Origin of the sequence: Paludibacterium purpuratum, from assembly GCF_004363805.1 — a bacterium.
GTDB classification, from domain to species: Bacteria; Pseudomonadota; Gammaproteobacteria; order Burkholderiales; family Chromobacteriaceae; genus Paludibacterium; species Paludibacterium purpuratum.
Window position 1 is genome coordinate 183,990 of record NZ_SNZP01000005.1, and the last position, 12,315, is coordinate 196,304.

A 12,315-nucleotide genomic window follows, 5' to 3' on the forward strand; every position below is an offset into this window, starting at 1 on the left:
GGAAGCTACAGCCTTCTTAGCGGCAGCCTTGTGATGCTTCTTGGCAGCCTTCTTGGCCGGAGCGGAAGCGTCAGCGGCTTGAGCCTTGGAAGCTACGGCCTTCTTAGCGGTAGCCTTGTGCTTCTTGGCAGCCTTCTTGGCCGGAGCGGAAGCGTCAGCAGCTTGAGCCTTCTGAGCCGAAGCGTCAGCCTTCTTAGCTACGTGCTTTTTAGCGGCGTGTTTTTTAACAACGTGATGCTTGGCCGGAGCGGCTGCGGCGGCCGAAGCGTCAGCAGCGAAGCTGCTGGCGGAAACCAGGCCGAATGCAGCGGTCAGGATAAGCGCAGCGATCTTTTTCATGAAAATCTCCACAATTGATGAATTTGACTCCTGAAGCACTGCAGTTAGCGCTTCCATAGTCGGTATCCTAGGCATGCCTTGTCTATTCGTCTGTGAGTGGTATGTAAGGTCATGTAACGACGTGTACATGCCGCCTCAGGCATTCGGCTCATCGGGCATCGGTCCATCCAACTGCGTCACCAGTAGCTGATCCACTTTAAAATTCTCGGTATCCACCACTTCGAATTTGTAGCCGCCATATTCGACCACATCGGTACGCTTGGGGATCTTGCGCAACATATACATCATGAAGCCGCCGATCGTTTCGTAGTTGGCATCGTCGGGAAACTCGTCGATCCCCAGCGCGCGCGAAACATCCTGTAGCGCGGTCATGCCATCGATCAACCAAGAGTGCTCGTCGCGACGCAGGATCTGCTCTTCCTGGGTTTGGCTGACCAAGTCGCCCATCACGGTGCTCATGACATCATTGAGGGTAATGATCCCCACCACCAGCGCATATTCGTTCATGACCACGGCAAAGTCTTCGCGAGACGCCTTGAAACGCTCCAACAGCTCGGACAGGGTCAGCGAATCGGGAATCACCATGACCGTACGGATCGGCAGCTCCTTGCGCAGCGAGATCGGCAAGCCCTTCAGTAGCCGCATCAACACGTCCTTGGAGTCGACGTAGCCGACCACACGATCGATGGTCTCGTCGCATACCAGGAACTTCGAGTGCGGCTGGGTCGCGATCTTCTCGCGAATCTCGTCTTCCGTGTCCGCCAGCGAGAAGTAGACAATGCTTTCGCGACTAGACATCGAAGAAGGAACGGTGCGGCTTTCCAGCTCGAACACGTTTTCGATCAAGTGATGTTCCTGGCGTTGCAGCACCCCGGCTTCGGCGCCGGCATCCATGATGGCGTAAATATCGTCGGAGGTGATTTCATCGCTACGCACCGACGGCATATTGAACAGTTTGAACAATTGGTTGGCCGTGCCATTGAAAAACCACACCAGCGGGCTGAACAAGGACAGGGACAACAGCAATGGACCGACGATCACCACGGCGATTCTCTCCGGATGAATCATCGCGGTACGTTTGGGAATCAAATCGGCAAAAACAATGAACAGCGATGTCACCACCGCAAACGACATGGCAAAACTGATGGTAGGCAGCAAATCGCCGCGATAAACCGTGCCGATCCAGGTTTCAAAGAACGGCGTCAACGCGGACTCGCCCAAAATACCGCCGAGAATCGCCACACCATTTAAACCGATCTGCACCACGGTAAAAAACTTACCTGGCTTTTCCTGCAACGCCAGTACTTTTTCTGCACGCAAATCGCCCTCTTCCAGGATCTGGCGCAGCTTGATCTTACGGGATGCTGCCAGCGCAATTTCCGAAACGGAAAAGAATGCGCTGGTGCACATTAATAGAAAAATAATCAATAAATGACTAGAGAGGCTCACAACACTTTCCTTGCTCTGAATGAGGGCTCCCCCAAAAGTATCCGTCATCCGCATGCCATCTTTGCCGCACGATCGGATACAGGAAGCCTATGTTAGGATACATTAATTTCTTTGATGGTAATAACTTGATGAATTGCGAGCTTTGTCTTTCAAGTGGCGAAACGCTGCTGTTTCGCGACGAGAAGTTGCGTGTCATTCTGGTCGACGATGCCGATTACCCCGGCTTTTGCCGTGTCATCTGGCATGACCATGTGAAAGAAATGTCAGATCTGAACGAGGCGGATCGCCGGCATCTGTTCGACTGGATCATGCATACCGAGCGCGCAGTGCGCGCCGTGCTGAACCCGGACAAGATCAACCTGGCGTCACTGGGCAACATGGTGCCGCACCTGCATTGGCACGTCATTCCGCGCTTTAGCGACGATCCCCATTTCCCTGCGCCGATCTGGGCACAAGCCCGGCGCGAAGGGCGCCGGCGCACGCATTCAGCTCTGGCGGAAAAACTCAAGGCTGCGCTACCGGCCTGATGTCGGCTTGCCGTGGCGCATCCGGCTCGATAGGCTGTCCTTAGCGCCTGTTCATGAACAGGCGCCAAAACAAAGGAGAGTCATCATGTTCCGCACCCTTATCAGCGCCGATCAATTACAAAAGCAGCGCGCCACGGACTGGGTCATTCTGGATTGCCGCTTCAGTCTCGACGCGCCGCAAGCCGGCGAGGCTGCCTGGCGCGACGGCCACCTGCCAGGCGCCCATTACCTTCATCTCGACTATCACCTATCCGGCAGCAAAAGCGGTCTGAACGGCCGGCACCCGCTGCCGGATGGTCAGCGTCTGGCGGTGGATCTCGGCGTGTGCGGCATCGGCCCCGACACACAGGTCGTGGCCTACGACGACGGCGCCGGGATGTATGCGGCGCGCGCCTGGTGGTTGCTGCGCTGGCTGGGCCACGAGCGCGTGGCAGTGCTGGATGGCGGTCTGGCAGCCTGGTTGAAGGCGGGCGGCACGCTGAACCGCGAAGAACCCGCACGTCACACCCGCCGCTTTGCGATGCGATCGGCGCATGCGGAATACGTCGACGTCGAACAAGTGCTAGACAATCTCTCCGAGCCTCAGTTCAGCGTGGTCGACGCCCGGGCACCGGAACGCTTTGCCGGACGAGGCGAAACGCTCGACCCGGTCGGCGGCCACATCCCCGGGGCACTCAACCGCTTCTTCCGAGACAATTTCACTGTCGACGGCGTATTCAAGGATGCCAATACGCTGCGCCAGGAGTGGCAAACCGTCCTCGGTCCCATCGAGGACGGTGCGCAGATCGTGCACCAGTGCGGTTCGGGCGTCAGTGCCTGCGTCAACCTACTGGCCATGGAAGTGGCCGGCCTGAGCGGCAGCCGGCTATACCCGGGCTCGTGGAGCGAATGGTGCGCCGATCCGACGCGCCCCATCGCGCGTTGATTAAAGCGCTCGCAAAGCGGCAGTCGGTTTCATAGAGCGCCGAGCATCAGACGCTGTAGTAGCCGCTGCCCAGCCTCCCATTGACCGAGCCGGCTATCGGCATTGATATGGCCGGCAAGGCCGATGTCGACAAAATGGCTCCCCCAATGCGCAGCCCTTTGCCGAGCATGCTCGATGGTGCAGTACGGGTCATCGCGACTGGCCACCACAATGGATGGAAACGGCAGACGCCATGCCGGCTCCCGTTCGAAACCGGTGGCCGGCACTTCGGTCGCAAAGGCCGAGCAAAGCACATCGGGCGGCGCCACCAGCAAGGCGCCCTTCACACGACGTTGCTCGGCCAAGCTCAGCGACGCTGCCCAGTGCACGACAGCGCTACAGCCCAGGCTGTGCGCCGCCAGCACCACGGTATCGTCGGCCTGCGCCACGGCATCGGCCAATCCGTGCACCCAGTCCGCGCATTGCGGTCGCAGCCAATCGGCCTGCTCGACGCGCAGGCAACCGGGGAAATTTTTTTCCCATAAGGTCTGCCAGTGCGCCGGGCCGGAGTCCTGCCAGCCGGGGACGATCACCAGAGAGGTCATCGTGCGCGCCTCAGGCCCAGTCCGGATGCCGGTAATCGACAATCAGCGGGGCATGATCGGAAAATTTCTCATCCTTATAGACCGAGGCTCGCTCGGCGCGACCGGCAATATCCGGCGAAGCTAATTGATAGTCGATGCGCCAGCCCACATCCTTGGCGTAAGCCTGACCGCGGTTGCTCCACCAGGAATAGCCAGGGGCATCCGGGTATAGCGAGCGCCAGGTATCGACCCAACCGACGCGCTCGAACAGATCGCTCATCCAGGCGCGCTCTTCGGGCAGGAAGCCAGAGTTCTTCAGATTGCCTTTCCAGTTTTTCAGATCGATTTCCCGATGGGCAATGTTCCAATCGCCGCAGAGCACCATCTCTCGCCCCTCGGCGCGCAGTGCTTCGAGGATAGGTAGAAAGCGCGCCATAAAAGCGAACTTCACCTGCTGGCGCTCCTCGCTACTGGAGCCGGAGGGCAAGTAGAGGGAAATCACGCTCAAATTGCCGAAATCGGCTCGCAGGTAGCGCCCCTCGGCATCGATATCGGCAATACCCAACCCTTCGACGACACGATCCGGCTCACGACGCGCATACAGTCCGACACCGCTGTAGCCCTTTTTTTCCGCAGGATGGAAAAAGCCGTGATAGCCATCCGGCGTCAACATGTGTTGCGCCAGATCCGGCACTTGCGCCTTGAGTTCCTGCACGCAGACGATGTCGGCATCGCTGCGTGCCATCCAGCTGAAAAAACCCTTCTTATCCGCGGAGCGGATGCCATTGAGGTTGGCGGAAACGATTCGAAGCACGCAGCTCTCCCATGTTATGCTTGCCGGCATGATGCAGACAGTTTTTCGAGGTAATAATGAGTAATTTCCGACACGATTTTATTCGATTTTCGCTGGATCGACAGGTGTTGCGCTTCGGCGACTTCGTCACCAAGGCCGGCAGGCAATCGCCGTACTTTTTCAACGCCGGCCTGTTCAACGACGGCTTGTCGACGCTGACGCTGTCGCGTTTCTACGCCCAGTCGATCATCGAGAGCGGTATCGACTTCGATATGCTGTTCGGCCCGGCCTACAAGGGCATTATCCTGGCCTCCGCCACCGCCATGGCGCTGGCGGAACGAGGCCGCAACCTGCCGTTCGCCTACAACCGCAAGGAAGCCAAAGATCACGGCGAAGGCGGCACGCTTGTCGGCGCGCCGCTGGCCGGCAAGGTCTTGATCATCGACGACGTGATTTCGGCAGGCACATCGGTGCGCGAGTCGGTCAACCTGATCCGCGCCGCCGGCGCCGAACCCGCCGGCGTGGCGATCGCGCTGGATCGCATGGAGCGCGGCTTGGGCGAACTCTCGGCGGTGCAGGAAGTCAGCCGCGACTTCGGCCTGCCGGTCGTGGCCATCGCCACGCTGGAAGACATGCTGGGCTATCTGCAGCAAAGTCCGGAACTGCAAAGCCACCTGACCGCGGTACAGGCCTATCGCCAGCAATACGGCATCCGCTAAGCCCGCAGATCATCAAAGAGAAAGCCGGCAAATGCCGGCTTTCTCTTTCCATCAAGCGTCTATTGCGCCGAATCCTTGCGCTTCCAGGCTGCACTCAGCGCCGAACTCAACTGATCCATGGTCTGCTTGGCCGCACCCTCGGCGGACTGGGCGGCAGCCAGCTCGGCATTGCTGCGCTCCACTGCCGCCTGCGCATCAAGCAGCCGCTGGTCGGCCAGTTTCTTGCCGGCCTCCGCCTGCACGCGACGGTTAGTGGCCTGGGACAACTGGGCATCGCCCTGCTGGTAGGCCATCTGAGCCGCCAGCAACTGCTCGTCCACGGTCTGAGCGGCAACGAGCGCAGAGGCCATCGACAAAAGCAGGCCCAAAGCCATGTATTTCATGCATGAACTCCATACAGTTACTTTCAGTGATTGAATTATGCGTCACCACAGTGGTCGACACAATTGCCCCCGCTTCGACGCTTGTGTAGGGCGCGTTTGCGAAGCAACGCACCAACCCGCCGGCAACGCACGGCACAAGCTATAAATCGACAACGACGGACAACCGTCACCTAACTGGAACGATTCATGACTGCATCTACTTCCCCGCTCCCCTTCTGGACACTGGCCACCCCCATTGCCGGATGGTTGTTGCTGGCCGGCAAGGCAGCCGGTCTGGGCGGCCCCTGGCAACTGCTGTTGGTGGCCGGCTTGCTGTTTGGCGTTCTGGCGGCGGTACACCATGCCGAGGTCGTGGCCCACCGCGTCGGCGAGCCCTTCGGCACGCTGGTGCTGGCCGGCGCGATCACCGCCATCGAGGTGGCGCTGATCGTCACGCTGATGGTGGCTGGCGGCAGCGCCACCTCGGCACTGGCGCGCGACACCATCTTCGCCACGGTCATGATCATTCTCAACGGTATCGTCGGTCTATGCCTACTGGCTGGCGGTCAACGTTTCGGCGAACAGCGTTTCAGCCTACTGGGCGTCAATGCAGCGCTCTCCACTTTGGCGGCAATCGTTGCACTCACGCTGATACTGCCGAACTTCACGACCACCCTCCCCGGACCGCTGTATAACCCCCGCCAGTTGGCTTTCGTCGCGGTCGCCTCGGTGGTGCTGTATGCGGCATTCGTCTTTGTTCAGACCGTGCGGCATCGCGATTATTTCCTGCCGCAGGACAACAGCGGCAATGAACACCTCCACGCAGCACCACCCACGACGCAAGTGACCTTGATCAGCCTCGTCGCACTGGTGGCGGGCTTGGCCGCCGTCGTGCTGTTGGCAAAAGCCATCTCGCCGATGATCGAGGCCGGCGTTGCAGGAATCGGCGCCCCGCACGCGCTGGTCGGGGTGATCATCGCCGCCATCGTACTGATGCCGGAAGGCTTGGCGGCGCTACGCGCGGCACGCGCCAACCGGCTTCAGACCAGCCTGAACCTGGCGCTCGGCTCGGCATTGGCCAGCATCGGCCTGTCGATTCCGGCCGTTGCCATCGTATCGATCGCCAAAGGCTGGCCCCTTACGCTCGGTATCGATGCCAAGGCCACCGTGCTGCTGTTGCTATCGCTGCTGATCGCCACGCTATCGCTGGGCAACGGCCGCACAACCATTTTGCAGGGGGTGGTCCATCTGGTTTTGTTCGCGACCTACCTGTTCCTGACTATTTTCCCTTGATGGGAAAAAGAAATGAAAAAAGCCCAGACTGGCGTCTGGGCTTTTTTCGAAATTGGTGGGTTGTGAAAGGCTCGAACTTTCGACCTACGGATTAAGAGTCCGCTGCTCTACCAACTGAGCTAACAACCCGATATTGCTGCGCAACCGGAAAGGTGGTGGGTCGTGAAAGGCTCGAACTTTCGACCTACGGATTAAGAGTCCGCTGCTCTACCAACTGAGCTAACGACCCCCTTCTGGTATACCGCACTGTTTTGTCGTTGCCGACAAACCAGAGAGCGGAATTCTAATCGCCAGACCGTAACCTGTAAAGCCCCTGACGGAATTTTTTTCGAAAGTGCGCGCGAACTCATCGCAGCAATCGACTCGGAGACCAGGGACAAGGAACAGTAAAAACAAAAAAACCAACCGCAAGGTTGGCTATTTTCTGGCAAATACTGGTTGGTGGGTCGTGCAAGATTCGAACTTGCGACCAACGGATTAAAAGTCCGCTGCTCTACCGGCTGAGCTAACGACCCCCGAGAGACCGCAACTATAATGAGGGGGATTTCCCATGTCAACGATTTTTTGACTTGGCGCGCACAAAATGCCGGTGTATTGGCGGCAATCAACGACGATGGGCGGCTATCGCACTACTCTCTTGAAAAAACCTGTCCGCCTACCCATGTTAAGTAATCAGGCAAGCCGACGACGATATCGCAAGCAACGATTTCCGGCACTTGATAAGGATGCAACGCCCGCAATTGCTGCTCGAGCTGCGGATAGGCATCGTCGGTGGTCTTGATGATCAACGGTATTTCATCAGCCGACTCGACCTTTCCTTCCCAGCGATAGACCGATCGGCAAGGGGCCAGGATATTGACGCACGCGGCCAAGCGCCCGGCGACCAGCGCTTGAGCGATGCGCTCGGCCTGCGCCCGATCCGGTACATTGCAGAATACCAGCAACGCCTTCATGGCAAAGAATCCTCCAAAGACGCCATCATGCCCATCGTTTTCTTCGTGTTGTTACTGCCCGTTATCGAGATTCTGTTGCTGGCTTCACTCGCCAGCCATATCGGTTTATTCGCCACACTATTGTACCTGCTCTTGAGCGCCTTGCTGGGCAGTTGGATGCTGCGCCATCAGAAGGTTGGCGCCTTGCTGACGCTGGGCAGCCTGCTTCGCAATGGCGAGGGCATATCCATATATTCCCTTCTATGGCCACTGCGCTACTCGTTGGCGGGTGTATTATTCATCATACCCGGTGTGCTGAGCGAGATTGTCGGGATTGTATTGCTGTTGCCGCTAAAGGGGCCGCGGGTCAATCTGGGCGCCAAGCCGACGGCGCACCCGATGGACGAAGAGGTGATCGAAGGAGAGTTCCAGCGCGTCGATACCCCATCCGAACGACTTGAGCACGACTCGCGCGACGAGCAACGCTAGAGCCCATTGGCTCAATCGGCGAGGCCGAGTCGGGCCAGGATGGCCGATTCGTCGCTGGGGCGCGCAATAGCCACAATTTTGTGGCGGTTCTTCTCGCCTGATAACAGTGTGACATCACGCCTGGGGACGTCGAAGCAGTCGGCCAACCACAGGATCAGCGCGCTATTGGCCTTGCCCTCGACCGGCGGCGCCGCCAGGCGAATCTTCAACGCCTCGCCATGTTCGCCGCAGATTTCGGTTTTTTTGGCCCCCGGCTGGACGTGCAAGGTCAAGGTAAACCCGTTTTCAGTGCTTTTCAGCCAGGATTTCATGGCAACTTTCATCAACAGTGTCCCAAGACAGGGATCGCATGGAGGATACAGCATGGATATCGGCATCAACCAGCAAGACCGACAACAGATTGCGGAAGGCCTTTCCCACCTGTTGGCAGACACTTACACCCTTTATCTCAAAACCCATAATTTCCATTGGAACGTCACCGGCCCGATGTTCCAAACGCTGCATCTAATGTTCGAGCAGCATTACAACGAATTGGCGCTGGCCGTCGATTTGATTGCCGAGCGCATCCGCGCGTTGGGCCATCCGGCACCGGGAAGTTATGCGGATTATGCCCACCTGACCGCCATATCGGAAGCCAATGGCGTACCCAAAGCAGAAGAAATGATCCGCCAACTAGTCGAAGGGCACGAAACGCTGTGCCGTACCGCACGCAGCATCTTTCCGGTCGTGGAGGAAGCTCGCGACGAACCGACCGCCGACCTACTGACTCAGCGGCTGCAGGTCCATGAAAAAACTGCTTGGATGCTGCGCAGTCTTCTGGAAAAATAAGGCGGAACAAGCGTTTGGCCCCGCCGACAGCACTTTGCGGGGCGCTTTCACCCGGATAGGAAATGCCATCAGCCCGCTCCCGACCACTTGACCGCGTTTGGCCCTGGCTGCTCGCCTTGGCGTTATCGCTTGGGGCACACTTGCTACTGCTGCTGTTGCCTGGCCCCGCAATCGCACCGACCGTGGCGGAAACACAGCCGCTGCAACTGCAGCTTTCGCCGGCGACGCCCCAAGCACCGATTGCGCCAGCATCCCGGCAACTCAAGGCACTCGCAGAGGCTAGGCCGCAGCAGCATCCTGAGCCCGCCGCGTACGCGCCCCCTTCCGCGGCGCCGCGCGCACATCGTGCCGCCACGCCGGCCACGGCACCGCTGTCGGTAGGAAACCTGCTGTCCCAGGTTGGCGCAGGCGTCGGTTCGGAAGAATCGGCTCAGCCACCGTCATCCGCCGGCACTCGACTCGTCTATGGCAGTTCGGCACGCGGCTATCTGTGGCGGCAATACATGGACGATTGGGTCAACAAAATGGAGCGTATCGGCGCACTGAACTATCCGCAGGAAGTGCGCAGCCAGGGACTGAGCGGCGGTCCGACGTTGAGCGTGGTGATCAATGCCGATGGCTCGCTGGCTGCGTTGCGTGTAACGATCAGCTCCCACAATGCCACGCTGGATGCGGCAGCGGAAAAGATCGTGCGCGCGGCGGCGCCGTTCGCGCCTTTCCCGCCAGCGCTGGCGGCCCAGGCGCAATCGCTGGAAATCCGCCGTAAATGGCACTTCACCACCGGCAACGATTTGTCGGTGCAATAACCAGGAAGATGCAATGTTCGAAGTCAATCGCAGTGTCGCTATTCTCCGTCCCAAACAACCGTTTCTGGACTGGCTGAAAAGCCTACCTGGCGGTTTCGAAACCGAGCCGACCCTGCACGATCTGCGGGAAAACGGCAATGCGCTGCTGGTGCCGGCGGTCGATGATCTCGATGAGCTGGCCGAATTCATTGCCGAAAACTGTATCGAGATGTTCGAAGCCGAGCTGGCCGACTGGTGCGAGGAAGACAAGCTGTGGCCGCAACAACGGTCGCAGGCGCTATTCGAGCGCTGGTTCGATATCGAGGTGCACGGTGTCGTGACCGATCTTGTCGCGGAACCGCTGGAACGCGATCGCTTCCAGCCTTTCGCCCTGGATGACGAATAAACAACAAACAATAGGCATGGCCACACCATGCTTCCACGAGGAAAAAAGGAGAAACCACACAATGCCGCACACCACCCGCATCAAAGTTCGGGGCTATCACCTCGACCTGTACAGCCATGTCAACAATGCCCGCTATCTCGAATTTCTCGAAGAGGCGCGCTGGACCTTGTTCGAAGAGCGCGCCGATCTGCCGCGCTATATGGCCTCGGGCCTGGCGCTGATCGTGGTCAACATCAATATCGATTACCGATACCCGGCCACCATGGGCGATGGGCTGATTATTGAATCGTCGGTCAAGTCGATCAGTCATCGTAGCGCGGTCATTCACCAACGCGTCGTGTTGGCCGGCAAGGACACGCTGGTGGCCGAAGCCGATGTAACGCTCGTGGCATTCGATGGCAAAGCCAACAAAGCGGTCCCGATCAGCGGCGAATTGAAGACCGTGCTCGAATCCATGCAGGTGCCGGCGACGGTCGAGTAAGGGCTGTTTACCGACCAGCGCCGTTCAAGAAAGATGGCACATAGGCCCTCACAACCCGGATTGGAAGTCGCAGAGCAATGAAGAAAATCCTGATCGCCCTGGTATTGGCGCTGGCCACCGGTTTCGCCGGCTATACCCTGTGGTTCGGTCCGACACCGGCGCCCGCCGTGCGCTTTACCACACTGCAGGGCCGGCAGATGGATCTGGCCTCGCTCAAGGGCAAGGTGGTACTGGTCAACTTCTGGGCCACCAGTTGCCCGGGCTGCATCGAGGAAATGCCGCAAATGCAGCGGATGGTGCAGCAATACGGTCCCGCCGGTTTCACGGTATTGGCGGTGGCGATGAACTACGACCCGCCCAACTACGTGCAGACGTTCGTGCAGAAGAATGCCTTGCCGTTTCTGGTGACCATGGATACGCAGGGTGAAATCGCCAAGGCATTCGGCGATATCCAACTGACGCCGAGCACTTTCCTGATCGATCGCGACGGCAACATCGTCAAGCGCTATGTCGGCGTGATGAACTTCAACGAGGTGAGACAACTGATCGAACGCGGTACGCGCGCCTGAGCGCGTACCGCTTCGTTATTTCTTGCCCGCGCAGACCGGACAGTCGGGATCGCGCGGCACCTTGAACTGGCGGAAACCACCCTCCAACGCATCGTAAACGGTCAAGCGCCCCAACGGCGAGGCGATGCCCGCCAGTAGCTTGATGGCCTCGACCGCTTGCAGACTACCGATGACCCCGACGAGCGGCGCCAGTACGCCGAAGGTGGCACAGGGACCGTCGGTAGCCGGCCCATCCTCCGGAAACAGGCAGTGATAGCAAGGGCTGTCGGCTTGGCGGCTGTCGAACACCGCCAATTGACCGTCAAAGCGCACGGCGGCGCCACTGACCAACGGCACCTGTGCCGCCACGGCGGCTCGGTTGATGGCGTGGCGCGTCGCGAAATTGTCGGAACAATCCAGTACCACATCGTGCGCGGCCACTTGCTGCAGCAGGTCGTCCGGTCCCAGCCGCCGGCACAGTGCCGTCACCTGAATGTCCGGATTCAATCCCAACATGCGCGCCTGAGCGGATTGTGCCTTGGCTTGCCCAAGGCTGGCCATGTCGTGTGCGATTTGACGCTGCAGGTTACTCAGTTCGACCGTGTCGTCGTCGGCGACGGTGATAAGGCCAACACCGGCGCTGGCCAGGTACAGGGCTACTGGAGACCCCAGCCCGCCGGCGCCGACCACCAAGGCGCGACCGGCGCTCACGCGGCGCTGGCCCGTCACATCGATCTGCGGCAACAGAATGTGCCGGCTGTAGCGCAACAGCGCGTTGTCGTCCAGTTCCATCACTCTTCTCATGACAACGCCGCTACCTAAGAGTCTGTTCATGACTTTAGGCAACGGCGTCTTTCAGGCAGGCGCGAAACGCGC

The 12,315-nt window shown here is 59.2% G+C and carries 18 protein-coding genes and 3 tRNA genes; 10 read left to right on the top strand and 11 right to left on the bottom strand.

Features of this window, described 5'->3' with window-relative positions; genetic code table 11:
• Positions 1 to 396, bottom strand: a 396-nt coding sequence (locus tag DFP86_RS19290) for a hypothetical protein (RefSeq protein WP_166642193.1), incomplete at its 3' end; no start/stop codon positions are given.
• Between the two features lie 78 nt (positions 397 to 474).
• Complete coding sequence (gene paeA, locus DFP86_RS07800) at positions 475 to 1,788, bottom strand: polyamine export protein PaeA (protein WP_208108259.1); 1,314 nt, start codon at positions 1,786 to 1,788, stop codon at positions 475 to 477.
• Between the two features lie 128 nt (positions 1,789 to 1,916).
• Between paeA and DFP86_RS07805 the strand changes: the two genes are divergently transcribed.
• Complete coding sequence (locus tag DFP86_RS07805) at positions 1,917 to 2,315, top strand: HIT family protein (protein ID WP_133679850.1); 399 nt, start codon at positions 1,917 to 1,919, stop codon at positions 2,313 to 2,315.
• Between the two features lie 85 nt (positions 2,316 to 2,400).
• Complete coding sequence (locus tag DFP86_RS07810) at positions 2,401 to 3,240, top strand: sulfurtransferase (RefSeq protein ID WP_133679852.1); 840 nt, start codon at positions 2,401 to 2,403, stop codon at positions 3,238 to 3,240.
• A 29-nt stretch (positions 3,241 to 3,269) separates the two neighbouring features.
• On the opposite strand, the gene DFP86_RS07815 is transcribed toward DFP86_RS07810, so the two are convergent.
• Both DFP86_RS07815 and DFP86_RS07820 read right to left on the bottom strand, forming a co-directional pair.
• Complete coding sequence (locus tag DFP86_RS07815; protein ID WP_133679854.1) at positions 3,270 to 3,824, bottom strand: RBBP9/YdeN family alpha/beta hydrolase; 555 nt, start codon at positions 3,822 to 3,824, stop codon at positions 3,270 to 3,272.
• 10 nt (positions 3,825 to 3,834) lie between these two features.
• Positions 3,835 to 4,617, bottom strand: coding sequence for an exodeoxyribonuclease III (locus DFP86_RS07820; RefSeq protein WP_133679856.1), 783 nt, complete (start codon positions 4,615 to 4,617; stop codon positions 3,835 to 3,837).
• Between the two features lie 56 nt (positions 4,618 to 4,673).
• Here DFP86_RS07820 and pyrE point away from each other — a divergent pair, with 56 nt between their 5' ends.
• The gene (gene pyrE, locus DFP86_RS07825; RefSeq protein WP_133679858.1) at positions 4,674 to 5,315 is read left to right on the top strand and encodes an orotate phosphoribosyltransferase; all 642 of its coding nucleotides are present in this window, start codon (positions 4,674 to 4,676) and stop codon (positions 5,313 to 5,315) included.
• 59 nt (positions 5,316 to 5,374) lie between these two features.
• Here the strand turns inward: pyrE and DFP86_RS07830 are convergent, their stop codons facing one another.
• Positions 5,375 to 5,698, bottom strand: a complete 324-nt coding sequence (locus DFP86_RS07830; RefSeq protein ID WP_133679860.1) for a hypothetical protein — start codon at positions 5,696 to 5,698, stop codon at positions 5,375 to 5,377.
• 186 nt (positions 5,699 to 5,884) lie between these two features.
• On the opposite strand from DFP86_RS07830, the gene DFP86_RS07835 reads away from it, so the two are divergent.
• On the top strand, positions 5,885 to 6,970 hold the full coding sequence (locus tag DFP86_RS07835) for a calcium:cation antiporter (RefSeq protein ID WP_133679862.1): 1,086 nt from the start codon (positions 5,885 to 5,887) through the stop codon (positions 6,968 to 6,970).
• Positions 6,971 to 7,023: 53 nt separating this feature from the next.
• Here DFP86_RS07835 and DFP86_RS07840 read toward each other — a convergent pair.
• The 4 genes from DFP86_RS07840 to cutA all read right to left on the bottom strand — a co-directional run bounded on the left by DFP86_RS07840 (position 7,024) and on the right by cutA (position 7,923).
• Positions 7,024 to 7,099 (bottom strand) — tRNA-Lys (locus DFP86_RS07840).
• 24 nt (positions 7,100 to 7,123) lie between these two features.
• Positions 7,124 to 7,199 (bottom strand) — tRNA-Lys (locus tag DFP86_RS07845).
• A gap of 210 nt (positions 7,200 to 7,409) precedes the next feature.
• A tRNA-Lys gene (locus DFP86_RS07850) sits at positions 7,410 to 7,485 on the bottom strand.
• Positions 7,486 to 7,599: 114 nt separating this feature from the next.
• Positions 7,600 to 7,923, bottom strand: a complete 324-nt coding sequence (cutA, locus tag DFP86_RS07855; protein WP_133679863.1) for a divalent-cation tolerance protein CutA — start codon at positions 7,921 to 7,923, stop codon at positions 7,600 to 7,602.
• A gap of 27 nt (positions 7,924 to 7,950) precedes the next feature.
• Between cutA and DFP86_RS07860 the strand changes: the two genes are divergently transcribed.
• A complete protein-coding gene (locus DFP86_RS07860; protein WP_133679865.1) occupies positions 7,951 to 8,391 on the top strand; it encodes an FxsA family protein in 441 nt (146 codons plus the stop codon).
• Between the two features lie 11 nt (positions 8,392 to 8,402).
• Here the strand turns inward: DFP86_RS07860 and DFP86_RS07865 are convergent, their stop codons facing one another.
• Complete coding sequence (locus DFP86_RS07865; protein ID WP_133679867.1) at positions 8,403 to 8,702, bottom strand: DUF167 domain-containing protein; 300 nt, start codon at positions 8,700 to 8,702, stop codon at positions 8,403 to 8,405.
• A gap of 52 nt (positions 8,703 to 8,754) precedes the next feature.
• Between DFP86_RS07865 and DFP86_RS07870 the strand changes: the two genes are divergently transcribed.
• From DFP86_RS07870 to DFP86_RS07890, 5 genes are all read left to right on the top strand, one after another.
• A complete protein-coding gene (locus DFP86_RS07870; protein ID WP_133680024.1) occupies positions 8,755 to 9,219 on the top strand; it encodes a Dps family protein in 465 nt (154 codons plus the stop codon).
• Positions 9,220 to 9,281: 62 nt separating this feature from the next.
• Complete coding sequence (locus DFP86_RS07875; RefSeq protein ID WP_133679869.1) at positions 9,282 to 10,025, top strand: TonB family protein; 744 nt, start codon at positions 9,282 to 9,284, stop codon at positions 10,023 to 10,025.
• A 13-nt stretch (positions 10,026 to 10,038) separates the two neighbouring features.
• The gene (locus DFP86_RS07880) at positions 10,039 to 10,410 is read left to right on the top strand and encodes a VacJ (RefSeq protein ID WP_133679871.1); all 372 of its coding nucleotides are present in this window, start codon (positions 10,039 to 10,041) and stop codon (positions 10,408 to 10,410) included.
• Positions 10,411 to 10,471: 61 nt separating this feature from the next.
• Positions 10,472 to 10,891 (top strand): acyl-CoA thioesterase, encoded by a 420-nt coding sequence (locus DFP86_RS07885; protein ID WP_133679873.1) that lies wholly within the window; start codon positions 10,472 to 10,474, stop codon positions 10,889 to 10,891.
• A gap of 77 nt (positions 10,892 to 10,968) precedes the next feature.
• A complete protein-coding gene (locus DFP86_RS07890; protein ID WP_133679875.1) occupies positions 10,969 to 11,460 on the top strand; it encodes a peroxiredoxin family protein in 492 nt (163 codons plus the stop codon).
• Between the two features lie 15 nt (positions 11,461 to 11,475).
• On the opposite strand, the gene DFP86_RS07895 is transcribed toward DFP86_RS07890, so the two are convergent.
• Entirely contained in the window at positions 11,476 to 12,243 is a 768-nt protein-coding gene (locus DFP86_RS07895) for a HesA/MoeB/ThiF family protein (protein ID WP_208108260.1), read from the bottom strand.
• Between the last annotated feature and the right edge of the window lie 72 nt (positions 12,244 to 12,315).

Bases quoted from the DNA above. Each gene is read 5' to 3' on its own strand.
- DFP86_RS07805 (WP_133679850.1), top strand. From the start codon at position 1,917: ATGAATTGCGAGCTTTGTCTTTCAAGTGGCGAAACGCTGCTGTTTCGC.
- DFP86_RS07810 (WP_133679852.1), top strand. From the start codon at position 2,401: ATGTTCCGCACCCTTATCAGCGCCGATCAATTACAAAAGCAGCGCGCC.
- DFP86_RS07815 (WP_133679854.1), bottom strand. From the start codon at position 3,824: ATGACCTCTCTGGTGATCGTCCCCGGCTGGCAGGACTCCGGCCCGGCG.
- pyrE (WP_133679858.1), top strand. From the start codon at position 4,674: ATGAGTAATTTCCGACACGATTTTATTCGATTTTCGCTGGATCGACAG.
- DFP86_RS07830 (WP_133679860.1), bottom strand. From the start codon at position 5,698: ATGAAATACATGGCTTTGGGCCTGCTTTTGTCGATGGCCTCTGCGCTC.
- DFP86_RS07835 (WP_133679862.1), top strand. From the start codon at position 5,885: ATGACTGCATCTACTTCCCCGCTCCCCTTCTGGACACTGGCCACCCCC.
- cutA (WP_133679863.1), bottom strand. From the start codon at position 7,923: ATGAAGGCGTTGCTGGTATTCTGCAATGTACCGGATCGGGCGCAGGCC.
- DFP86_RS07860 (WP_133679865.1), top strand. From the start codon at position 7,951: ATGCCCATCGTTTTCTTCGTGTTGTTACTGCCCGTTATCGAGATTCTG.
- DFP86_RS07865 (WP_133679867.1), bottom strand. From the start codon at position 8,702: ATGAAATCCTGGCTGAAAAGCACTGAAAACGGGTTTACCTTGACCTTG.
- DFP86_RS07870 (WP_133680024.1), top strand. From the start codon at position 8,755: ATGGATATCGGCATCAACCAGCAAGACCGACAACAGATTGCGGAAGGC.
- DFP86_RS07875 (WP_133679869.1), top strand. From the start codon at position 9,282: ATGCCATCAGCCCGCTCCCGACCACTTGACCGCGTTTGGCCCTGGCTG.
- DFP86_RS07880 (WP_133679871.1), top strand. From the start codon at position 10,039: ATGTTCGAAGTCAATCGCAGTGTCGCTATTCTCCGTCCCAAACAACCG.
- DFP86_RS07885 (WP_133679873.1), top strand. From the start codon at position 10,472: ATGCCGCACACCACCCGCATCAAAGTTCGGGGCTATCACCTCGACCTG.
- DFP86_RS07890 (WP_133679875.1), top strand. From the start codon at position 10,969: ATGAAGAAAATCCTGATCGCCCTGGTATTGGCGCTGGCCACCGGTTTC.
- DFP86_RS07895 (WP_208108260.1), bottom strand. From the start codon at position 12,243: ATGAGAAGAGTGATGGAACTGGACGACAACGCGCTGTTGCGCTACAGC.